The organism is Streptomyces albicerus (assembly GCF_008905045.1).
In the GTDB taxonomy this organism is placed as follows: Bacteria; Actinomycetota; Actinomycetes; order Streptomycetales; family Streptomycetaceae; genus Streptomyces; species Streptomyces albicerus.
In genome coordinates this window covers 17,781-38,048 of the sequence record NZ_VWMY01000087.1, presented here as the reverse complement: position 1 = coordinate 38,048, position 20,268 = coordinate 17,781, and the positions used below count along the sequence as shown (strand labels likewise).

Below are 20,268 nucleotides of genomic sequence, written 5' to 3'. Positions count from 1 at the left end.
GCTACGAGAAGACCGCCGAGTCCTACCAAGCAGCCGTCACCCTCGCATCGCTCCTGATGTGGGCGTGACATTTGAAGACACCCCCTAGGGCAAGGCCGTCGCCACCGCCTGGGACCGTCTGCACCCGCTGCTGGTCCGGCGCTCGGCCTGGGCCGACTACCCCGAAGGAGAGCTGCCGGTCGTCGAAGGCACCGTCATCCGTCTTCAGGTCGACCACCTCCGTGGAGACCGCCGCCCAAGGCCGGTCTGGCTGTGGTGGTCGGCCACCGGTGCCGCGGCCGGGGATGTGGACCGGCTCTGGCAGGCGTTCCTGCGCAGATTCGATCTTGAACACACCTTCAGAATGGTGAAGCAGACCTTGGGGTGGACCGTTCCTAAACTCCGTGAGCCGGCCGCCGCCGATCGCTGGACCTGGCTGGTCATTGCCGCCCACACGCAACTCCGCCTCGCCCGGCCCCTCGCAGAAGACCTCCGCAACCCTGGGAGCGGCCACCACGCTCAGGGCGCCTCACACCCGCACGTGTCCGTCGAGGATTTCGCCGCCTCCACAGACAACCCCTCAGTCGGCCGGGGCACCGAAACCCAGCACTGCAGGCCCGGCCGACCAACCAGCATGAAGTGCTGTCGGCGAAGGTCAAGGTCAACTCCGGTCCCGGGCACGGCCGGCACGCACCCGTCTCAGCTCAGCGAGCCTCCCGGTGGGGTGCTCGACTGGGCAGTTTCCCGGGCCCCGCCCCTCCCGTCCTGTGTGGAAAGGGGCGGGCAGGGAGAGTGGTTGCTCATCCCTTCGGGGTCAGCAGATGGGCTGGAATGCCGGGTCCGCCGGGCCTGGCCGCTCCAGCGCGTTCACCACCCACTGCAGTGGAACCGCGTCGAAGGCGAGCCCGAGGTGGTTGATGGTGCTGCCCGGGCATTTTTCCTGCACCGTGATATTGGTGACCTGACCGGGTGCTCCCTTCAGCCGGGCACTGGTGTACGGGATGATGTACTCGTCGAGTTTTGTGCTGATGGTGGTGTAGCTGACGCCGGGCTCCACCTCGTGCCCCTCGTTGAGGTGGACGATGAACTTCGAACCGGCGGTGAACTGCAGGCATGACGGGCAGAATGCGTTGGCGACCCACTTCGGCATGTCGTGCCACGGGGAGCGGAACTCGGTGCCGTGGTTCGGCGGCCCGAGGGCGACCAAGTCGTCGACGAACCTGGCTCCGCCTTCGAAGCGCAGGTACTGACGGGGCATCAGCCCACCCGCGCTGTGTCCCACCAGGTCGACCTTCTTGGCACCAGTGACGATCCGCACGCGGTCGACGTAATGCTTGAGGTCCTTCGCCGACTCCTCGAGCGGTGCCACCGCGGGCAACGGATACTCGCCATTCCCGGTGCCGTAGGTCAGGGCGAAGACGCAGAATCCCGCCTTGCGCAGCCCTTCCGCGACGAACGGCCAGTTGACGCTGGGCGTCGCGAAGAGACCGTGCACCAGCACCACGGGGTCGGGATGCCGTTCGGTTGGCCTGCAGAGCCAGTTGTCGGCATCGGGCAGCGGGGGGTCGGGGATCTGGCCGGCCTTGGCTCTGGGGGGCTGATTCTGTGGCGCGGAGTGGGCGGGCAGCGAAGTGCCCAGTACCGCTGCGACGATCGCGATCAGGCACACCGACAAGGTGACCGCACGGGACCGACCAGTGCGTGAAACGCTTTCGACAGACACGCACAGCTCCTTCTGTCCGGCCGAACCGGGTCACAGCCCGGCGAATTGCGGGGTTTTCCGTTCACTGATGACCAGAAGGTCCTCCAACGCATCGGTAGTTGTGGTGGGGGAGAGCGCGTGTGCGTGTGCGTGAAACCCTTCAGGCACGGTACGGACCAGCGCCGTGTGGCCCCGTTCGGCGTTCCGCGGTATGCGGGCCCTGGCGGCGGCGGGCCCGCCTGGTCTCGTCCGTCGCCCCTGCGGGCGCAGCGTGTGCTTGCGCACCTTCGACGTGGGCGTCTTGCGCAGTTCGCCCTGAACGCGGCTGGTGCCAGGCCGCGTTGGCTGGCCGCGACGGCGCCGAGATTCTGTTGATCGAAGGTGTCCGGCGGGGAGGCCGAAACGAAGCCGCCGCTGACGTTTCTCGGGGACGATTCCTGCTCTGTCGACGGTCACGCGGGGGACGCGACCATGAGCCCTCCAGTCCCGCGCCGGGCACAAGCCGCGCCGCGCAGCAGCGGGACCAGGAATGACAGCGCCTGTTCCGCCCATTTGTGCACTTAAGATCATAGTTAATGAATGTTCATTCACATCACCCTCACGGACACCGAACGGGCTGTCAAGAGAGTGCGCACGACATTTCTTCAGAGCGCTCCGGACGTGTCGCCGGACGTGGAGGCCCAGGCCGCTTGGCGCTCGCCGAGTCCGGCGCCAAGGTCGGCGGCCAAGTCATCGTCGTCCCCGGCACCTCCACCGGCTTCACCACCACTGGCATGACCATGATCCACCAGGACACCACAGGAGTTCCGGGCGCCGCCGAAGCCGGCGACGCCATGGGCTGGTCCGTCTCCGCCGACGACTACAACCTCGACGACTACGCCGACGTGCTGACCGGTCTGCCGAACGAGGACATCACCCGCAGCGGCGCCAACCAGTCCAACGCGGGCCTGGCCCTGCTGCTGAAGGGCACGTCGGCCGGCCTGACCGGCTCCGGTGCACTGAGCTACAACCAGGACACCAGCGGCATCACCGGCTGGACCGAGGCCAACGACAAGTTGCGTCTACTACGGCCGCCACACCCTGGGCACCCCCGCGGGCTCCCGCCTCGGCCAGACCTTGACCCCGTAACCGGCAACCGCACGCCCGCGGCAACCTGACCCGCCAAGCGAACTCGTTGCCGGAGTCCGGCAGTGGGTCCACCGCGACCACTTGCCTGGGCACCCGCCAGCGGATCAGCTCCAACGGGCCGATGACCACGGCATCCGTGCCTCGTGACGAGGACGGAGACGACGGCGGGTGGCGTCGGCGCTGCGGCTCGCCGTCAGCGGTAGCGCAGCAGGAGCATGGCCGCGTCGTCGTGGAGAGGTCCTTCGACATACTGGGCAAGATCTTTCCGGAGCGCCGCCAGCGCGGCCTCGGGGTCGGGCTCCTTCAGTAGATAAGCCCGCTCGCCGAGCGGATAGAACGTTCCCGACGGGTTCCGTGCCTCGGTGACTCCGTCGGTGTGGAGCAGCAGCTGGTCGCCCGCGGCGAAGTCCACGCTATAGGGCTGCGGGGCCAGCGCCCCGTGCACACCGAGGCCGAGTGGCAGGGCGTAATCGGGCGGCTCGGGGAAGCGGACGGTTCCGTCGGCGCGTACGAGCATGGGCGCGGGGTGGCCGTAGCTGAGCAGGGTCACGGCCCGGTCGCCGGTGACCTCGGCGAGGATCGCCGTCACGAACCTCTCGCCCCGCATCTCACGGTCGGCGGCACGCTCCAGGCGGCGTCCCACCGCCGCAAGATCGGGCTCCTCAGGCGCGGCCTCCCGGAAGGTACCCAGCACGATGGCGGCGGTCTCCACCGCCTCCAGCCCCTTGCCCTGGACGTCACCCACGATCACCCGTACACCGTGGGGCGTTGCGACCACTTCGTACAAGTCGCCGCCGATACGGGCCTCGGCGACCGCTGAGCTGTACGACACGGCGGTCCGCAGCGGTCCGGCGCTGCGCGGAACGGGTCTGAGGAGCACTCGCTGAGCCACTTCCGCGATCGAGCGGACGCTGGCCAGCTCGGTCTCCCGGCGCTGCCGCATCACGGCGGCGACGATGCCCGCGGCGGTCACCCCCACCACGGATACCAGAGCTGTGTGGCCCCGCCGGGCGTCGATCAGGCCGTTGTACAGCCCCAGAGCCACACACAGTGCCAGGGCCACCGTGCCGATCGCCGCCGTGCGCCGCCAACCGCCGACGAGCCCGGCGAAGGCCGGGCCGAGAGAAACGAGCGGTAGGAAGCCGACGCCGGGCCCGGCGCTCAGATCCACCACCGCCACGATGAGCATCACCGCGAAGGGCAACGCGGACAACGCGGTGAGCGGCATGGGGCGGCTTCCCTGGTGGGGCACAGTGAACTCCGGCGGAGGAGAAAGGACGGCTGTCAGTTTCCCGGTGCACCGGGAGACCTGAGCGGTGGAAAGCCCAGTGCCCCCTTCCGCCCTGCACAAAGCCTAGGCAAAGTCTCCGCCCGACGGACCCGCGGTGCACAGCTCCTTTGTCCGGCACCACCCCACTGCCGCCATGGATCCCACGCACGAGGCGGGCGCCGCGCGTTCCGACCGCTTCGGGGTCCGCCTCCACAGCCCGTAGCGGATGTCGCCGAAGGAGCATGCCGCCGAACCCGGCGCGGGGCTGCGGACACCGGTCCGATTCAGAACCTGTCCGCCGCGGTGGAGAAGACCTGCCACCAGCACCGCAACTCCCTGCGCGAACACGCCGAGCAGGAGGCGATGCCACCGACGGAAACGCCATCGCTTTGAGGACATCCACCGCCTGGTGGAGGAGGAATGGGCGATCAGCGCCATCGCCCGCCCGGAATCACCCGCCCCGAACCCGAACCCATCGCCACCGGCCCCCTCCGACCGCCGCCGAACAGGAGTGGCCGCCTGGACGAACCCCGGTCCCTTCCTTGGGTAGCCGCCCAACGGCGAGCAGCTCACCTTCCATGCCGGCCGGGAGTGTCCTCGTCTGCGTTCTCCTCTTCGTACAGCCTGCGGTACTTGGCGTTGCGCATCCTGAGTAGAACGGACGCGACGAGCGCGGCGGTGAGGGAGCCCAGAAGGACGGCGGCCTTGATCGGTTCGGCGTCTGCCGGGTCGGGGTAGGCGAGTTCGCCGATCAGGAGGGAGACGGTGAAGCCGATCCCGGCGAGCATCGACAGGGCGAAGACGTCAGCCCAGGCGAGGTCGGGGTTGAGCTGTGCGCGGGTGAAGCGGACGGCCAGGTAGGAGCCGGCGAAGATGCCCAGCGTTTTGCCGGCGGCCAGGCCGATGGTCACGCCGAGGGGTTCGGGGCTGCCGAGGACTTCGGTCAGCGTCTTGCTCGACAGGCTCACCCCGGCTGCGAAGAGGGCGAAGAGAGGGACCGCGACTCCGGCGGAGAGCGGCCGGACGATGTGCTCGATGTGCTCGGCCGGCCGGGCCTCATCGGGGCCGTCCCTGGCCACGCGCAGCAGCAGGCCCATGGCCACTCCGGCGACGGTGGCGTGCACGCCACTGGTGTAGGTCAGCGCCCAGATGGCCAGCGCGAGGGGAACGTACCAGTACCAGCCGTGAGCCCGTTTGCGGTGGTGCAGCCAGTAGAACAGCCCCAGGCCCAGCACGGCCCCGACGAGCTGCGGCAGGCTGATGGTCGCCGTGTAGAAGATGGCGATGACGAGAATGGCGCCCAGGTCGTCGACTACCGCGAGGCTGAGCAGGAAGGCGCGCAGGGCGGAGGGGAGATGGGTGTCGATCACCGCGAGGACGCCCAGGGCGAAGGCGATGTCGGTGGCCATGGGGACCGCCCAGCCGTTCCAACCGCCGCCCGCGGAGGTGGAGACGAGCCCGTAGACCAGTGCCGGGACCGCCATCCCGCACAGCGCCGCGACGAGCGGGAGCACGGCCGTCGCGGCGGTGCGAAACCGGCCGACCGCCAGCTCGCGTTTGAGTTCGGCGCCGGCGACGAAGAAGATCGTCAGCAGTCCGTCCGAGGTCCAGTGGGCGATGGACAGATCCAGGCCCAGTGCCTTGATGCCCAGGTGGAAGTCGCGCACCGACTCATACGCCGCGCTGAGCAGCGAGTTGGCCCACACCAGGGCCGTGGTCGCGGCGGCGAGCAGGAGGATGCCGCCGACCGTCTCGGTGCGCAGCGCGTCTGCCACCGACGTTCCGCTCCGGGCGCGGAAGGCGGCCGAGGAAGGGACCGCTCTCGCGGTTCTTCAGGCGCATGGCGGACTTCCGCTCATACGCCGCTGTGGAGCTGTTCCAGCAGGCGGGCTGTCGTGATGATGCCGAGGAGCCGGGGCGCGCCGTGGCCGCGCCGCTCGACGACGGCGACGAGATGGCTGCGGGTACGCGCCATCAGCTCCGCGACCTCGATTGCCGTGCTGTCGGGCGCGACGGCGGGCAGGAAGGGCCGGCCCGGCGGCAGGCAGTCGGCGATCCGTCGTCCCGCGAGTGCCTGCCCGATGCGGTCGGCGTATGGCTCGTCGATGACCCGGGCGAGCACAGGGTCTTCCCATACATAGAAGGGCAGGTGTGCCCTGACCACTTGATCGCCAGAAAGGATCGCGTACGGCAGGCCCTCGCTGTCGGCGACCAGCAGACCAGGCAGGCGCCCATCGATCATGAGCCGGACCGCGGTCGCGGCATCGCGGTCGGCACCGATCGACGCGTAGGGCTGGGCGAGATCACGTGCACGCATGGCGGGCGGCCCTCTCGACGGGGTGTCGTCCGGCTGGAGTTCTCGGGGTGCGTGGGACGCGCCGTTGGCTCTGGACTTGCGTGGAGATGCCGGGGGCGACGCGATGGGGTGGTGCGGGGTCCTGGGCGCCGCGTTCCGGCGGGTCCATGAGGAGGGCCGCGAGGATCAGGCCCACCAGGGCGAGGATGCTGACGACGATGGTGGTGACGGTCAGCCGATCGGCCTTCTTCCCAGGGCCGTTCGGGGGCTCGCCCGTGAACTGGTTGTTGAGCCTGTCGATGCGTGCGGCGAGTTCGGGATCATCCCGGGCGAGGCATCGTTCGATCCGGGAGAAGGTGCGTTCTTCGTCCATCGAGGGATTCATGCCGACCCCCTGAATGCTTCGTAACCTCACAACTGGGCGGGAGCACCTGGACGTGGGGGACCGGTGCCGCACCGACCCTTTGGAGCAGCCACCGGAACATGACGGCCCTCCCCTCGTCACCGGGGGGGCTCTCCCGGAAGTACATGGATCGAAATACCCCTGGGAAACGTGTGGACGCCCGATGTCGACGTACAGGGTCGGCCGACTTGGGCAGACGTTCCCTTCCGGCCTCCGGCAAAGTTGCGCAAGAGAGGTCAGGGCCTCGATGTGAATACGTAAGGCCCCTGTAGGCTTGTGTGTGGAGTGCCGGGAAGCCTGGTCGGCGAACAAGGAATAGCCCTTCTCTTTCCGATCGGGGGCAGACCGTGTTCGCACATGACCTGGCCGAGCCCTTTCCCTACGTCTCGGCAGACAGCGCGGCCTTGGACGCCGCCCGCCTGATGGCACGGCAGAAGTTGCCCGCCCTCCTGGTAGTCGACGCTGACGGTCGGCCCTACGCCATCCTGTCCGGCTCCGAGGCCATCAAGTCCTTGCTTCCCACCTACATCATCGAGAACCCCGCACTGGTGGACGTGCTCAGAGAAGGGGATATCGAGCAGTCGACGGAAGTGCTGGATGGCCTGTCGGTCGCCGAGTGGCTGCCGAAGGGGCGGACTGTCCCGCCGGTCATCGGCCCCGACGGGACGGCTCTGGGCGCGGCGGCATTGATGGCTCGGTCCGGGAGCCCGCTGACAGTAGTGATCGAAAACGACGGCGGCCGGTTCCGGGTGATCGGCGCGATCACCGCCGTCCGCCTGCTGGAACACTTCATAGGGACGTGAATTCCTCAGATGTCTCCGGAATGTCGGCGAGGAATAGCGTGCAGGTCCGTTTTCGGTGGGTATCGATGGCCGACTCGGCCAGTCCTTTGTTATCGACACTTTCCAGCAAAGTGCACGTAAAGGAACCAGAACCGACGAGGGAGTATGGATGGCTGCCACCGCCACATCAGTCGGCAGGAATGAGGAGGTTCCTTCACCGATAGCGCATCGCTATCTCGCTCTCCTGGGCCGGAACCGGGACCAGCGACAGCGGCGCGAGGAAGACCTCGCCGATCTTCGAGCGCGCGCCGCAGCGGCCGCCGACCGCGGTGTGTCCCTGCGGAGCCTGCTGACCGAGTGCCTGACCGCTGCCTGCAGTGCCTGGCCCGAGTCGTCCGAGACAGGCAAGGCCGGCTCCCGGAACAGCCCGAGCGAGCTCTCCGTGGCCACCTTGCAGGCGTTCCGTGAGGCGACGGTGGCCCTGGCCGAGGGGCACGAGACCGCTCAGCGAGCGGCGATCCGCCGGGAGGAGGCGATGCGGCGGGAGTTCGTCGACGACCTGCTTCACGGGCGCGCCGATCTGGGCAGGCTGGCGGAGCGGGCCGAGCGGTTCGGGCTCCGGCTCGTCGGACCGCACCGCGTCGCGGTGGCCCGGGCCGAGACTGCCTTCGGGGCCGGAGATTCCGCCACCCGCTATGTCGAGGAAGGCATGGCCACCGCATTCGGTGTGCACGATGTCCTCGTCACCACCAAGGGGGGCCGACTGATCTGTGTGTCGCACGGCAGCGAGGCGGACGCTGCCCAGCACTTCGCCACCCAGGTGCAACGATCCGGCACGGAGCCCCACCATGTCGCCATCAGCCGCCCCAGGCCCGGGCCCAGCGGCATCGTCCGCTCCTACCACGAAGCATGCGGCACCCTGGACCTCGCAGCCCGGCTGGGCCTGACCACCCCGGTGGTCCACGCCTCGGAGCTGCTGGTCTTCCAGGTCCTGGGGCGAGATCAGGCGGCCATCACCGATCTGGTCGCCACTGTGCTCGGCGCGCTGGAGCGATCCCGCGGTGGTCCCGGGCCGCTGCTGGAAACCCTCGCCGCCTACTTCGAGTGCGGCTGCGTGAACACCACCACCGCCCGCCGCCTCGCGCTCAGTGTCCGTTCCGTCACCTACCGGATCACTCGCATCCGGCAACTCACCGGCTACGACCCCGCCGATCCCGACCAGCGGTACACCCTGCAGACCGCCGTCCTGGGCGCCCGCCTCCTGGGCTGGCCTTCCCGGCCGCTCCAGCCCGCCGACTGATCACCACCGCGTCGGGGAATACGGAGGGATGACCATGTGGCAGCCCCATGCACGAGATCAGGGATATCTACCCATCGCGGACCACGGCCTGGTGGGCGACGGCCGAGGGTGTGCCCTCGTCGGCCGCGACGGTGCGGTGAGCTTCCTGTGCGTACCCCGGTTCGACGCCCCACCGTTGTTCGCGAGCCTCCTCGACCGGAACAACGGCGGATCCTTCGTCCTGACGCCCGAAGGGGTGCGGCAGAGCCGCCAGCGGTATCTGGAGGACACCGGCGTCCTGGTCACCGAGATGCGCACGGCCACCGGCATCGTCGAGGTGACCGACGCCTTCCTCCTGAAACCCGGAGCCCGGCTCGAAGAAGACACCCCCGCCGGCCTGGGCGAGTTGCTCCGTCGAGCACGCGTGACTCACGGCACCGTCACCCTGCGCATCGGCGTGCACCCCCGCGGCGGCGCGCGGGGCCAGAGGGACAACCACGGCTGGCACCTCATCTGCCCCCGGCAAGGACTGGCGCTGCACCTGCACACCAGTCTCCCGCTGACCGCACCGGACAACACCACGCTGACCCTGCATCAGGGCGAGGAACTGTCGCTGGGACTTCGCTGGAGCGCGCGACGGGCGGCCCCCCACCGGTTCTCCGACGCACTCGATGACACCATCCGGGCCTGGCAGCGCTGGTCCGCCCAGGTCGTGGACGACGTACCCCGCGCAGACCTCGTACGCCGGTCGGCCATCACCCTCAAGCTCCTGGACCACATCGAAAACGGCGCCATCGTCGCCGCCGCCACCTCGTCCCTGCCTGAACGCATCGGCGGCACCCGGAACTGGGACTACCGCTACGCCTGGATACGCGACGCCGCGTACGCGGTCTTCGCCCTCCGCCGTATCGGACTTCCCATGGAGGCCGGAGGATTTCTCCACTGGGCACTCACCGCGGCCCAGGGACACCCGAGCCCGCGCGTCCTGTACGACGTCGACGGCCTACCGCCGCCACCGGAGACCGTCGACGAGGAACTGGAGGGCTACCGGGGCTCAGCGCCGGTGCGGTGGGGGAACGCTGCGGCCGAGCAGATCCAGCACGACGTCTACGGAGAGATTCTCGACTGCGCCCTTCAATGGGCGGCGACCGGAGGACAGTTCAACCGCGAACTCTGGAACCGCCTGGCGGAACTGGCCGAGCAGGCACGGACCGCGTGGCGCCACCCCGACCAGGGCATCTGGGAAGTACGCACCACGGGACGGCCGTTCACCTACTCCGCCGCGATGTGCCAGGTCGCACTCGACCGCGCGGCACGACTCGCCCGGCGGCTGAACCTGCCGGGGGACGCCGACATATGGGCCCGGGAGGCGCGCGACCTCACCGAGCGCATCCTCCGCGACGCCTGGGACGAGCGGGCAGGCGCCCTCACCGAACACCTCGGAGCCACAGGAGGACTGGACGCCTCACTGCTCGCCCTCCCCCTACGACGGGTCGTCCCTGCCGACCACCCCCGCATGGTGGCGACCGCGCAGGCCATCACCGACCGCCTCGGCGCCGGCGACGGCCTGCTCTACCGCTACCTCCCAAAGGACTTCTCCGACGGCCTCGATCAGCCCGAAGGCGCATTCCTCCTGTGCAGCTTCTGGCTCGTCGACAACCTCGCCGGACAAGGCCGCACCGACGAAGCCACCGAGCTGTTCGAACAACTCTGCACCCACGCCAATCCACTCGGCCTCCTGCCCGAACAGATCGACCCCGGCGACGGATCGTTCCTCGGCAACTTCCCCCAAGGACTCAGCCACGTCGGCCTCCTCTCCAGCGCCGTGGTCCTCGCCCGCACCCAGAGAGGCATACGCCCCGAGCTGTCCACCCAGGCCTGGTTCCAGTAGCGTCGGACGGCCGCGAGGCCGGGTCGCGCCAGGACACGGTTGCATCGCCGGTGAGTATCAGCCGGCCCAGCACCTGCGTCCGTTCCACCGCGGGAGCGGGGTGAGCCTCGCTGCGCGAGCGGGCGTTGGAAGCCCCGGGCTCGCGGCCGCCCCGCTAAACATCCGCCCCGTCTGCCGAGATGACCGCTTGGCTACCGCACATGCAAGGTCAGCGCGCAGCGGGCGGAGTCCGCGAGCGCCCGGACCGTCACCCGCCCCGCGGAGTCGCCCGCAATGAGCGGGACGTCCGTCGCCGCGGTTCCGTCGACGGCACTGGTGACCCGGACCGGAGAGCCGCCGTGAAAGTCCGTGCCGGTGCCCTCCGCGTCGTCGACGAAGTAACTGACCACGGCGCCACCGACCGGACTACCGTCTTCCTCGGAGACGAGCCGCACGACCAGGGGAGCGAACTCCTCACCCCGGCCGACTTCCTGGCCGTCCCCGGACAAGGCCTCCATGGTGCCGGCCATGTCTCGTCCTCCTCTCCTCGACAATCCTTCAGGACCGTCCCCGAATCTTTCAGGACCGTCCCCGGCATCCGCACCGGTCCCGGATTCCTGGGTGTCACCGAAGACGGCTCCGAAACCCGGTCACACGCGTTCCCCGCTTTCAGACGCGTCTGCTCCAGGTCTGCCCGCGTTCCAGTACTCGCCCGTATTCCTCCGGGACTTCCTCGGGAGCAGATACCGGGCACGGTGTCCCGGCGTGCGGGCGTCCTCTCTGCTCCTGATGGGGTCTCTGGTCCGCTCGACACGGCATCACGAGAGCATTGCGGCCACGACGTCCTCAGAGAGACTCCTCCGCCGCGCGGCACACCGGGCAGGTCAGCTGCCGGGCCGGCTGGTCGTGGATCATCTTGCCCGGACTCGCGGGGCCGCGAAGCCTCTTGCTCTCGGTACGCACGTGGTCGGCGCAGACAGCCGCACCGCACACGCGGCACACGGCCACGGCGGCCGCGGTACGGCTCTGCTGGACGCATTCATAACAGTTCATGGGGCGGACCTTTCGGCCGAGGGCTGCCCGGGAGAGGCCGACTCGCCAGCATCGGTCACGGTCGTCTCAGCTCCTCCGCTGCCGCGGCTCTTGCCTTCCCGTACCGCGCGCAGTCCCCCCGTTAGGGCTGCCCAAACACGGTCGGCCGTGCCCAGAACAGGCCCCCTTGTCAACGCCTGGAGTGTGTCCTCGGCGAAGGGCTTCCGCCCAAGGCCGACCGCGGCCTCGGGGCGGCCGCGAGGCGGCAATCGGCCACGCAGAGCTGCACGCGATCGGCGATGGCGCTCGCCAAGGCCGGCCGCGACGTTCTGCTCGGGTCCGGTACGCCGCCGACCGCGGAGGGGACCGACTCGCCAAGGTCGTCCCGCGGACCGGGGAGGCGACGGTGCCGGCCAGGGCCGCGCAGGGCGGTGTCAATGACGGCGGGCCGGGTACCCAAAGCGTTCCGCGGCGCCACCGGCGAACCGCCGTGTCGATGGACGGAGGTCACGTGGAGTCGGGCGATATCCCTGTTCTGACCAGGATCTCTGATACCCGCCGGAGGTACGACCCGGACCTCGTGGATCAGCCCCCGCGCTACGACCGTGTCCCGTACGCCCCTGAGTGGTCGGCATGACCGGACCGAACCCATGGGGCACTCGGCGGCGAGCGGCTGACGCGCCGAACCGGCAGCGCCGTACGCGGCTCCTGCCGGCCGGCGCCGTGGTCGCCGGTGTCCTGCTGGCCGGCGCCTGCGGAGACGAGGGCGTCGCCGGCGGGCCGACGACACCGCGTACCTCGGCTTCTTCCCGGCCTCCCACCGCAGGGGCTCCCGGCACTCCGTCCGCACCCCCCGCGGACGATGGCGTCACCCCGCCGGCCTCGTCCTCCGCGGCGCCCACTCGCTGCACCCGCGACCAGTTGGGCCTCTCGCTCGGCCGCATCTCGCCGGGAGCGGGCAACCGCTACGCCCCGTTGGTCTTCACCAACACCGGCTCCTCGCCCTGTTCGCTTCAGGGCTATCCCGGCGTCACCCTGCTCGACTCCTCCGGCCACCGCATCGGCGAGCCCGCGAAGCGGCAGGGCCCGGACTCGCCCTCCGTGACGCTGAAACCCGGCAGCAGCGCGCACGCAAGCCTGCACACCGTCGCCCAGGGGGTCACGGACAAGCCATGCCGACGCCCGGCCGAGCAGGTCCAGGCGTACCCACCGGGCTCGACGTGGGCGCTGCGCGCGCCGGCCCACTCAAAACCAGCCATGAGGTCGACGTCGCCGTCTTCGGCCACGGTGACAACGGGGACTCCAACCGCGAAGCCCTGCTCGCCATCGGCGAAGCCAAGTGGAATGACACGATGGGCATCGGTCACCTCCAGCGCCTTCAGCACATCCGCGAACTCCTCCATGCCAAAGGCACCATCACGCGCGAGCCACCCCGACTGATGTGCTTCAGCGGCGCAGGATTCACCGACGAACTCCAACACACCGTCAGACATGACCACACCGTCCAGCTCATCGACCTGCAGCGCCTATACCACGGCGAATGATCGGCCAACGGACAGCAGCAGGACACGCTCAGCGCCTGCCTTGCGAGGACGCCGGCGTCCCGGTGCCTCCCCAGCTGGCACGCGCGCACCACCGGATGCTCCCTCGTCCCTCGAACTTACGGCCCCTCATAGGACTGGCGCTGCCCAAAATCGCCTGTCTTGTCAGCGGCTGCCGGTATTCAAGAAGTGGACCGGAGGGGGCTCGCAAAATGACGCACTACACCTACGACACCAACAGCCGCACATTGATCGCTTCCTGGGGGACCGGCGCCGGGAACACCGCGTTCACCGTCGCCGTGGCGGCCGAGTCCGCAGCGCCTGACCAACTGCTCCACCTCACGCAAGTGCTCGGGTATCTGTCGGAAGCTGCCTGGCGTACGCACACCCACCCCGCCTCGGCGAGCGAGAGTCTGGAGCCCAACAGCGAGGGCTGGCGTCGGCAGCACGAGCGCGATTCCTTCACGGAGGCACTCCAGGCTGTGCGGGAGCCGCATCTGCCGGACGGCGGACGCCTGATCGTCGATGACAGTCCCATTGTCGAATCGGGCCACCAGATCGGACGCACGCTCCATGCCATTGGGGACACTCAGCTCTCAGCAGCCGTCGTCGCTGAAGTAGAGGCCAAGCTCGCCGCGGTCGGCCAGGCCGAACTCGGCAACCTCAATGGGCGGGCGCGGCAGGCGGTGTTGCTGAACCGACAGGACGCCTCTCCCGTTCAGGTCGCCGCCGCAAGCTCGCTGTTGCACAGCGACCCCTTCGGCCCCCATGAGTTGTTCACCGGTGTTGACCCCACCGCAGCCGCCGTCGCCACCGCGCATTTGCTGCAGGCCGCCGCAGAAATGGCAGGCGACGCCTCTGGCCTCCACCCCGCCCGCGTCGTCACAGAGGCTGACAGCATCGAAGCCCTCCCCCATGAGACCCCCACCCGCGCCCTGGAACTTCTCGACGGCGGAGCATCACCCCGCCAAGCCGTGATCGACCTCATCCGCGATGCCATGGAGGTCGCCGAGGGACGAGTGCCCAACCTGGATGCTCTGCTCGAACAGATCCATGAAGCCGAAGAGCTCGTACGCCGCCACGCCTCTGCCGACCAGGGGCTCGCAGCCGAACTCGCCGTATCCGGATCACGCCGCTCGCCCCTCACCGGCCCGCCCGTGACCTCCTTGAAGACCTTCTGTCCGGCGTCCACGCCTGCTGGCTCATCTTCGCGGAACACGCCGAGCTGCCGGACGGCGATGACGAGTGGCACGAAGCCGAGGCCGAGACGGGGCGGGCCGAGGCTGCGTGGCTGTCAAAGAAACATCGCGCGCTGCCTTGACAGGTAGCCTGCGGGCACTGATGTTAATAAACATTCATTTACCCTCATCAGGAGGGCACTCATGGACGGACCCGGAGTTGTCATCGCCGGTGCCGGTGTCACCCGGCACGGCTTGCTCGCGGCACGGGGCTGGAAGGACCTGGTTGTCGACGCCGCGTACGCGGCACTCGACGACGTGGGCGTCGCCCCCGAGGACGTGAGCAGGGGCTTTGTCTGCGTGTCCCTACCGGAGACCTTCGAGCAGCAGAACCTCGGCGCCGTCGCCGCCGGTGAACTCGGCCTGGCACCAGTCGCGTTCAGCCAGGTCGGCGCCGCCAAGGACATCACCCAGATCGGCGAGGGGCGCGTGCGGACCCAGCCGATCCGCATGCTCGGCACCCCCAGGAGGTGGCGGCGGCCGGGGTCTGGCTGGGGTCCGCCGACTGGCTGCGGCGCCGGATCGCGGCCGCTGCTCCGCCACCGTGCAAGACCGTCGAGACGATCGCCGAGTACGCCCGGCGCCCCCCGGGTGCGATGGAGCGGCTCCCCCTGACGGACGTCATCGACCTGGACGAGTTCCCGCCGCTGCTGCGCGACGTGCTCTCTGGCAGGGCCGAGGTTCCGGCCTCCAGTATCGGCCGGGTACGGTGCCCGCGCTGTCGGTGAGCGGCTGGTACTACATCTATGCCACCGTCACCGTCGGCCTCCACCAGGACCTGCCGGCCCGCTCAGACCACCACCCGGTCATGTGGTGCGGGGCACATCTGAGTTCGCTGCTGTCGGTACAGGGCGAGGTGAAGTTCGAGCTGCCCTCCTCCGCCCGCTATGGAGTCTCACCGGGAAGCACCTGGCGTGCTTCGACCGCGATCTGCGGGACAGCGGAGCCGATTGATCACCGGGCCCGGTCTGCAGCCCGGTCGGCGCGGTAGGCGGTCAGCAGCGCGAGGTCGGCAGTCGGCTGGGCGGGCACCTCGATGCGCGCCAAGTCCCGGCGGCGGGCGGTCTCGGCGATGACGTAGGCATCGCGGGCATCCGTCCTGGCCTCACCGCAGTAGGCGCTGGACATGCGGTTGACGGTGCGGCCGGGCATGTAAACGGCCCGCTTGGCCGTGGGCCGCAGCCAGGGCGGGCAGCAGTGCGGAGGACGTGCCGGAGATGTCCACCGCCCAGTGCTCCTCGTCGGCCGGCTGAAGGATCTCGCCGAAGCGGTCAGTATCGCCGACTCGCCGTTGTCGATCTTCTGCGACCAGATCGTCGCTCCTGTCTCGTCCACGACCGCCGCCCAGTGGTGGCCCTTGCCCGCATCGACGCCGACCCAAGCCCGTCACTCGCCCACTCGTCCCTCCTCGGTCCTTACAGCGTGCCGCCGACCGGAGGCCCCACCGTCATCTCCGTAAACAGCGACCGAAGCGCACCCCTCAATCAGCAGCCAGGCTGCCCCGGAGAACCGGACGGCCACTCCTCGAAGCCACCAACAGCATGCCGCCATCAGCTACATCCGGCCCTCCCGGGCCACCCGACAACTTACGGAGCCGCTATGTATCTCAAAGCGGTACGACGCACCACTTGGTCCGGAATGACCACTTTGCTGGTCTGCGTCGCCGCGCTCACCTCCCTGACGCTGGCCCGCCCGCAGTCCGCCGACCCCGAACCACAGAGCCAGTCTGTCGACCCATCGCTGCTCGGGGCCAACGACTGGTTGTGCAGGCCGAGCAAGCAGCACCCCGAGCCCGTGGTGCTAGTGCACGGTCTCTTCGCTACGCCGGCCATGAACTGGCCCTACATGTCGGAGAAGCTGCACGCCAAGGGCTACTGCGTCTTCGCGCTGACCTGGGGCACGGAGAACGGAAAGTACCCTCTGCCCGGGATGGCGACGATCGAGGAGTCGGCGAAGGACCTCAAGCTCTTCGTCGAGCGGGTCCTGCTCGCCACCGGTGCCCGGAAGGCCGACCTGCTGGGACACAGTGCGGGCGGGCTCATGCCCCGGCAGTACCTGCGCTTCGAGGGCGGAGCCGCCCGGGTCGACGACTTCGTCGCACTCGGATCACCCAACCACGGCACCGAGTTCCACTCCGCCTTCCACGATCTGCCGGAGTGGGTCTCCAACGCGATCTGCCCGTCGTGCCTGCAGTTCGACCCCGGGTCGAAGGTCATCACCCGCCTCAACAACGATCCCGAAGACGAGGACGGCGACGAGGTGAAGAAGGGAGTCAGCTACACGACGATCAGCACCAAGTTCGACGAATACATCCTTCCGTACACCAGCGCTGAGCTGAGGGGAGGCTCCAGCCAGGTCACCAACATCACGGTGCAGGACACATGCCCGGACAGCACCATCAACCATCTCGAACTCGCTTTTGACGCCGTACCGCTGCAGTGGGCGGTGAACGCCATGGACCGGCCGGGTCCTGCGGATCCGGGGTTCCGGCCCGACTGCTGACACACGACGTCCGAATGCCGACGCGGAACGACTCGTCGACCGCTGGCCCATCAGGGCTGAGAAGACCACTTCCCCTGCCTGCCCCCTCCGCGGGACGGAAAGGGCAGGCCCGCGGGAAGAGGCCATCGCCGTACCAGGAGCAGGCACGAACGAGAAGAGAGACTGCCAAGGAACTGTCACGCCGCGACCTGTCGCATGGCACCGGCCGACTGGACTCCCGCACCGGCCCACTGCGGCGGATCCGACGACTCCGGAGACGAGGCTGGCCAAGGCTGCTCGGCTAGATCAGCCCAAAACGGGCGCGCGCCGACCGCGCCCGGGACCAGAGCTGGTCTTGGCCTTCACCGACAAGAGCGATACGAGCGGAACGTACGGTGCGACCGGCCCAAACGTGCTCGACATGTGCGCGCTGGTGCACGACCGGGAGTCGTGGGGCGCGTAATTCGCGACCTGGATGGGCAGGCACCGGTGTATCTGCGGGCCTTCGGCCGCCACATGACCACGGTGTTCGGCGCGGACTTCGCCGCCTACCGCCACTGTCTGGACACGGGCGACTTGGACTCGGCCGTCGATGTCCTCGTCGCGCGCCTGCTCCATGACCTGGGCTCGGCGGCGCATCTGCGCGCTATATACGAGATACGAGTTGGGCATCGCCTACCAGGTGCTGATGGGCTCCAGCGCCCGGCTTCCCGACGGCGACAGCGCCAATACCCGCGTGGCCGCCTTCGCGGCGCTGACCCCGCACCGGGTGCAGGCATGAGCAGGCCTGAACCTGAGCGATCCGCCTGCCGCGCTGGAGGAGCCCTGCCACGCTCTGGGGACGCGCGGCGTCACGTCATCGCGTTCCGCGACGGCATCGAGCCGCAAGCCCCACGTTACTCGGAGGTGTTCGCGGTCGCCGAGCAGCTGAGGACACCAGTGGTGATCCACACCGGGCACCACCTGTGCACGCGCCGGCCGAACAAGCTGCCCCATCCCCGGGCCATCGACGTCATCGCGGGACGCCACCTGGACCTGAGGACCGTCGCGGGGCACGAGGTCGCCGGCCTCGGCCTGGGCGACGCGGTCATGCACGACTGGCTGCGGGGCAACGCGGCCCGGCTGCTGGGACTTGACGATAACGAGCCGCACGCATCGGGCGGCGCATCCTGACCCTCCTGAACGGCGGCCGGAAGCGCTGTGATTCGAGAGCCAACCTTTTTCTCCGCCCAATGCCACCCGATGACTTATTCGCCATTCAAGCAATTTGAGTCAACAGCAGAGCAAGAGAGGGGACCCTGTTCACACACCATCCCTTTCGGGCCGCACTCAGCAACCTTTCCGAGATGCGAAGTCCGGCGCAATACTCCAGAACATCAAACCAGGCCCAAGCATGAGTCGAATGGTCAAATATATGGAAATGGTGCCATGACTTCAAATCCCACTAGGGCTACCGGTCCCGGGTTGCTGTGCGGGTGACGTGCAACACCACGCCGGTCTCGACCCAAGCCACATCGATACACCCCTGAACGGGAACTTCGTCCTCTCCGTCCGCCAAGCGCGGGTTGAGCAGGTCGTTCCCCACCTCGCCTGTAACTGGCGTTCATTGTGGCGGAAATAACAAAATACTGCGCCGAAGTAGCCTCGCCACCCCCTGACGAACGTGGCAGCATCCCTGTTGAAGGAATAGCGCGGGATCGGGCCGGAGCGCCGAGATTCGCCCATATCCGAACGAGATCATATAACAGTTCGTCAGCGCCCTGCGACCACAATTACATCGCGAGGCGAAAAATTCTGACGCCTTCATCACTCTGTTCACCCGCCACTCTGCTCACCCTGCACCCTGGAAAGAGCATTCCTCTGTGGGTACGGAGGTGCTGACACCCATGTCTCTCAAGGAACTGCCCACACTCACTTCTCGGGGCGGACTCGGCGGTGCGCTCAGGTTCAAACGAGACCAACTGGGCTTCCTGGCCGCCGGCGTCCGCCACCACGGCGATCTGTTCCGGTTCCGCCTGCTCGGTGTCCCGATGGTGCTGGCCAACCGCCCGGATCACATCCGGCACATCCTGGTCGACGAAGACGACCGGTACGACAAGGACACGATCATCTTCAAAGTAGTCAGGCCCGTGCTGCGGAACGGGTTGATCGCCGTGGCCGACCGGGAACTGTGGCGCCGCCAGCGCCGCATGATGGCACCCTTGTTCACCCCGCGCACCATCGCCGGCTTCGCCCGCAATATGACGGACGAGACAGAACGCATGCTGGCTCGCTGGGAGCGGCGCCGACAAGCGGACGAAGCACTGCTCGATGTCACGGACGAAATAGGCCAGTTGGCGCTCCGCGTCGTCAACCGCTCACTGTTCAGCGCGGATGTGAGCCGCGCTGCCCAGGAGTTCGAGCGTGCCTTCGGTACCGCCAACAGCATCCTCGGCTCCTTCTTCCGCTTCCCGTTCCCGCCGCTGAGCGTGCCCACGCCCCGGCACCACCGACTGCGCCAGGCCATCGACCACATGGACCGCTTCGTCTCAGACATGATCAACAAACGACTCGGGGAAGAGGAGACGACCGGTGTACCCGGCACTCCCGCCGATCTGCTGACCCTGCTGCTGCGCAGTGTGGACGAAGAGGACGGTACGGGCATGGAGGCGGAGCAGCTCCACCACGAGGTGCTCAATATCTGCATCGGGGCGTACGAGACCACGACGAACGCACTGTCGTGGGGGTTGTATCTGCTGGCTCGGCATCCGGAGGTCGAAGGGCGGCTGCACGACGAGGTTGATCGGGTGCTCGGCGGCCGGATTCCCCAGTTCGAGGACCTGCCTCGGCTCGTGTACACCCGGATGATCATCGATGAGACGCTGCGCCTCTACTCCCCCGCCTACCAGACCATGCGTCACGCACGCGAAGAGGACGCCATCGCCGGGTACCGCATCCCCGCCGGTAGCAACATTCTCATCAACAGTTACCTGCTACACCGGCATCCGGAGTTCTGGCCGGAGCCGGAACGATTCGCCCCGGACAACTTCGCCCCTGAACGCGTCTCGGTCCGCCCCAAGCACGCATACATCCCCTTCGGCAGCGGGCCACGCGTCTGCATCGGCAAGCACTTCGCGCTGGCCGAACTCACTCTGGCCCTGGCCATGGTCGCCCGCAGACACCGGCTCGTACTGCCGGAGGACGCCCGGAAGGTGGAGCCCGAACCGCTCATAACTCTGCACCCGCGAGGCGGGATCCATCTCCGCCTCGTATGCCGCTGATCTGCCC

19 protein-coding genes and 1 pseudogene are annotated in these 20,268 nt (G+C 68.4%); 12 read left to right on the top strand and 8 right to left on the bottom strand.

Annotation, left to right across the window (positions count from 1 at the left end):
- Nucleotides 1–88 precede the first annotated feature (88 nt).
- Nucleotides 89–611: pseudogene (locus GAS53_RS57230) on the top strand (NF041680 family putative transposase); the annotation flags it as partial.
- Between the two features lie 182 nt (nt 612–793).
- On the opposite strand, the gene GAS53_RS47135 reads toward GAS53_RS57230, so the two are convergent.
- Nucleotides 794–1,702 (bottom strand): esterase/lipase family protein, encoded by a 909-nt coding sequence (locus GAS53_RS47135; protein ID WP_192583600.1) that lies wholly within the window; start codon nt 1,700–1,702, stop codon nt 794–796.
- 668 nt (nt 1,703–2,370) lie between these two features.
- On the opposite strand from GAS53_RS47135, the gene GAS53_RS47130 reads away from it, so the two are divergent.
- Entirely contained in the window at nt 2,371–2,838 is a 468-nt protein-coding gene (locus GAS53_RS47130; protein WP_192583599.1) for an FG-GAP repeat protein, read from the top strand.
- A 164-nt stretch (nt 2,839–3,002) separates the two neighbouring features.
- Here the strand turns inward: GAS53_RS47130 and GAS53_RS47125 are convergent, their stop codons facing one another.
- From GAS53_RS47125 to GAS53_RS47110, 4 genes are all read right to left on the bottom strand, one after another.
- The gene (locus GAS53_RS47125) at nt 3,003–4,037 is read right to left on the bottom strand and encodes a PP2C family protein-serine/threonine phosphatase (protein WP_151483949.1); all 1,035 of its coding nucleotides are present in this window, start codon (nt 4,035–4,037) and stop codon (nt 3,003–3,005) included.
- A gap of 611 nt (nt 4,038–4,648) precedes the next feature.
- Nucleotides 4,649–5,854 (bottom strand): Na+/H+ antiporter NhaA, encoded by a 1,206-nt coding sequence (gene nhaA / locus GAS53_RS47120; RefSeq protein WP_151483948.1) that lies wholly within the window; start codon nt 5,852–5,854, stop codon nt 4,649–4,651.
- Between the two features lie 80 nt (nt 5,855–5,934).
- A complete protein-coding gene (locus GAS53_RS47115) occupies nt 5,935–6,396 on the bottom strand; it encodes a CBS domain-containing protein (protein WP_151483947.1) in 462 nt (153 codons plus the stop codon).
- Nucleotides 6,383–6,760, bottom strand: coding sequence for a DUF3040 domain-containing protein (locus GAS53_RS47110; protein WP_151483946.1), 378 nt, complete (start codon nt 6,758–6,760; stop codon nt 6,383–6,385). The genes GAS53_RS47115 and GAS53_RS47110 overlap by 14 nt, the downstream gene beginning before the upstream one ends.
- Before the next feature lie 365 nt (nt 6,761–7,125).
- Here GAS53_RS47110 and GAS53_RS47105 point away from each other — a divergent pair, with 365 nt between their 5' ends.
- The 3 genes from GAS53_RS47105 (at nt 7,126) to GAS53_RS47095 (ending at nt 10,730) form a co-directional block, all read left to right on the top strand.
- A complete protein-coding gene (locus GAS53_RS47105) occupies nt 7,126–7,581 on the top strand; it encodes a CBS domain-containing protein (protein ID WP_151483945.1) in 456 nt (151 codons plus the stop codon).
- A gap of 148 nt (nt 7,582–7,729) precedes the next feature.
- Nucleotides 7,730–8,860 carry a PucR family transcriptional regulator gene (locus GAS53_RS47100; RefSeq protein ID WP_151483944.1) on the top strand — a complete coding sequence of 377 codons (1,131 nt, stop codon included), beginning with the start codon at nt 7,730–7,732 and terminating at the stop codon, nt 8,858–8,860.
- 28 nt (nt 8,861–8,888) lie between these two features.
- Nucleotides 8,889–10,730 carry a glycoside hydrolase family 15 protein gene (locus tag GAS53_RS47095; RefSeq protein ID WP_151483943.1) on the top strand — a complete coding sequence of 614 codons (1,842 nt, stop codon included), beginning with the start codon at nt 8,889–8,891 and terminating at the stop codon, nt 10,728–10,730.
- 191 nt (nt 10,731–10,921) lie between these two features.
- On the opposite strand, the gene GAS53_RS47090 is transcribed toward GAS53_RS47095, so the two are convergent.
- Together GAS53_RS47090 and GAS53_RS47085 are read right to left on the bottom strand one after the other, a co-directional pair.
- Nucleotides 10,922–11,239, bottom strand: coding sequence for a hypothetical protein (locus GAS53_RS47090; protein WP_151483942.1), 318 nt, complete (start codon nt 11,237–11,239; stop codon nt 10,922–10,924).
- Nucleotides 11,240–11,555: 316 nt separating this feature from the next.
- Entirely contained in the window at nt 11,556–11,762 is a 207-nt protein-coding gene (locus tag GAS53_RS47085) for a DUF2180 family protein (RefSeq protein ID WP_151483941.1), read from the bottom strand.
- Nucleotides 11,763–12,374: 612 nt separating this feature from the next.
- On the opposite strand from GAS53_RS47085, the gene GAS53_RS58635 reads away from it, so the two are divergent.
- The 3 genes from GAS53_RS58635 (at nt 12,375) to GAS53_RS47070 (ending at nt 15,135) form a co-directional block, all read left to right on the top strand.
- Nucleotides 12,375–13,181 (top strand): DUF4232 domain-containing protein, encoded by an 807-nt coding sequence (locus GAS53_RS58635; RefSeq protein WP_151483940.1) that lies wholly within the window; start codon nt 12,375–12,377, stop codon nt 13,179–13,181.
- 313 nt (nt 13,182–13,494) lie between these two features.
- Nucleotides 13,495–14,610: a hypothetical protein gene (locus tag GAS53_RS47075; RefSeq protein WP_151483939.1), complete on the top strand. Its 1,116-nt coding sequence runs from the start codon at nt 13,495–13,497 to the stop codon at nt 14,608–14,610.
- Between the two features lie 54 nt (nt 14,611–14,664).
- The gene (locus tag GAS53_RS47070) at nt 14,665–15,135 is read left to right on the top strand and encodes a beta-ketoacyl-[acyl-carrier-protein] synthase family protein (RefSeq protein WP_151483938.1); all 471 of its coding nucleotides are present in this window, start codon (nt 14,665–14,667) and stop codon (nt 15,133–15,135) included.
- Between the two features lie 339 nt (nt 15,136–15,474).
- On the opposite strand, the gene GAS53_RS47065 is transcribed toward GAS53_RS47070, so the two are convergent.
- Nucleotides 15,475–15,855 carry an IS110 family transposase gene (locus GAS53_RS47065; RefSeq protein WP_151483937.1) on the bottom strand — a complete coding sequence of 127 codons (381 nt, stop codon included), beginning with the start codon at nt 15,853–15,855 and terminating at the stop codon, nt 15,475–15,477.
- 303 nt (nt 15,856–16,158) lie between these two features.
- On the opposite strand from GAS53_RS47065, the gene GAS53_RS47055 reads away from it, so the two are divergent.
- The 4 genes from GAS53_RS47055 to GAS53_RS47040 all read left to right on the top strand — a co-directional run bounded on the left by GAS53_RS47055 (nt 16,159) and on the right by GAS53_RS47040 (nt 20,261).
- Nucleotides 16,159–17,022, top strand: a complete 864-nt coding sequence (locus GAS53_RS47055; protein WP_192583598.1) for an esterase/lipase family protein — start codon at nt 16,159–16,161, stop codon at nt 17,020–17,022.
- 571 nt (nt 17,023–17,593) lie between these two features.
- Nucleotides 17,594–17,782, top strand: a complete 189-nt coding sequence (locus GAS53_RS47050) for a hypothetical protein (protein ID WP_151483935.1) — start codon at nt 17,594–17,596, stop codon at nt 17,780–17,782.
- Nucleotides 17,779–18,174 carry an amidohydrolase family protein gene (locus GAS53_RS47045; RefSeq protein WP_151483934.1) on the top strand — a complete coding sequence of 132 codons (396 nt, stop codon included), beginning with the start codon at nt 17,779–17,781 and terminating at the stop codon, nt 18,172–18,174. Before GAS53_RS47050 ends, GAS53_RS47045 begins: the two co-directional genes overlap by 4 nt.
- A gap of 713 nt (nt 18,175–18,887) precedes the next feature.
- Nucleotides 18,888–20,261 carry a cytochrome P450 gene (locus GAS53_RS47040; RefSeq protein ID WP_151483933.1) on the top strand — a complete coding sequence of 458 codons (1,374 nt, stop codon included), beginning with the start codon at nt 18,888–18,890 and terminating at the stop codon, nt 20,259–20,261.
- The last annotated feature ends 7 nt before the right edge of the window (nt 20,262–20,268 follow it).

Excerpts from the sequence above, each read along its gene's own strand:
- GAS53_RS47115 (WP_151483947.1), bottom strand. The coding sequence starts at position 6,396 with ATGCGTGCACGTGATCTCGCCCAGCCCTACGCGTCGATCGGTGCCGAC.
- GAS53_RS47075 (WP_151483939.1), top strand. The coding sequence starts at position 13,495 with ATGACGCACTACACCTACGACACCAACAGCCGCACATTGATCGCTTCC.
- GAS53_RS47070 (WP_151483938.1), top strand. The coding sequence starts at position 14,665 with ATGGACGGACCCGGAGTTGTCATCGCCGGTGCCGGTGTCACCCGGCAC.
- GAS53_RS58635 (WP_151483940.1), top strand. The coding sequence starts at position 12,375 with ATGACCGGACCGAACCCATGGGGCACTCGGCGGCGAGCGGCTGACGCG.
- GAS53_RS47050 (WP_151483935.1), top strand. The coding sequence starts at position 17,594 with ATGTCCTCGTCGCGCGCCTGCTCCATGACCTGGGCTCGGCGGCGCATC.
- GAS53_RS47040 (WP_151483933.1), top strand. The coding sequence starts at position 18,888 with ATGTCTCTCAAGGAACTGCCCACACTCACTTCTCGGGGCGGACTCGGC.
- GAS53_RS47055 (WP_192583598.1), top strand. The coding sequence starts at position 16,159 with ATGACCACTTTGCTGGTCTGCGTCGCCGCGCTCACCTCCCTGACGCTG.
- GAS53_RS47090 (WP_151483942.1), bottom strand. The coding sequence starts at position 11,239 with ATGGCCGGCACCATGGAGGCCTTGTCCGGGGACGGCCAGGAAGTCGGC.
- GAS53_RS47045 (WP_151483934.1), top strand. The coding sequence starts at position 17,779 with ATGAGCAGGCCTGAACCTGAGCGATCCGCCTGCCGCGCTGGAGGAGCC.
- GAS53_RS47110 (WP_151483946.1), bottom strand. The coding sequence starts at position 6,760 with ATGAATCCCTCGATGGACGAAGAACGCACCTTCTCCCGGATCGAACGA.
- GAS53_RS47095 (WP_151483943.1), top strand. The coding sequence starts at position 8,889 with ATGACCATGTGGCAGCCCCATGCACGAGATCAGGGATATCTACCCATC.
- GAS53_RS47125 (WP_151483949.1), bottom strand. The coding sequence starts at position 4,037 with ATGCCGCTCACCGCGTTGTCCGCGTTGCCCTTCGCGGTGATGCTCATC.
- GAS53_RS47100 (WP_151483944.1), top strand. The coding sequence starts at position 7,730 with ATGGCTGCCACCGCCACATCAGTCGGCAGGAATGAGGAGGTTCCTTCA.
- GAS53_RS47085 (WP_151483941.1), bottom strand. The coding sequence starts at position 11,762 with ATGAACTGTTATGAATGCGTCCAGCAGAGCCGTACCGCGGCCGCCGTG.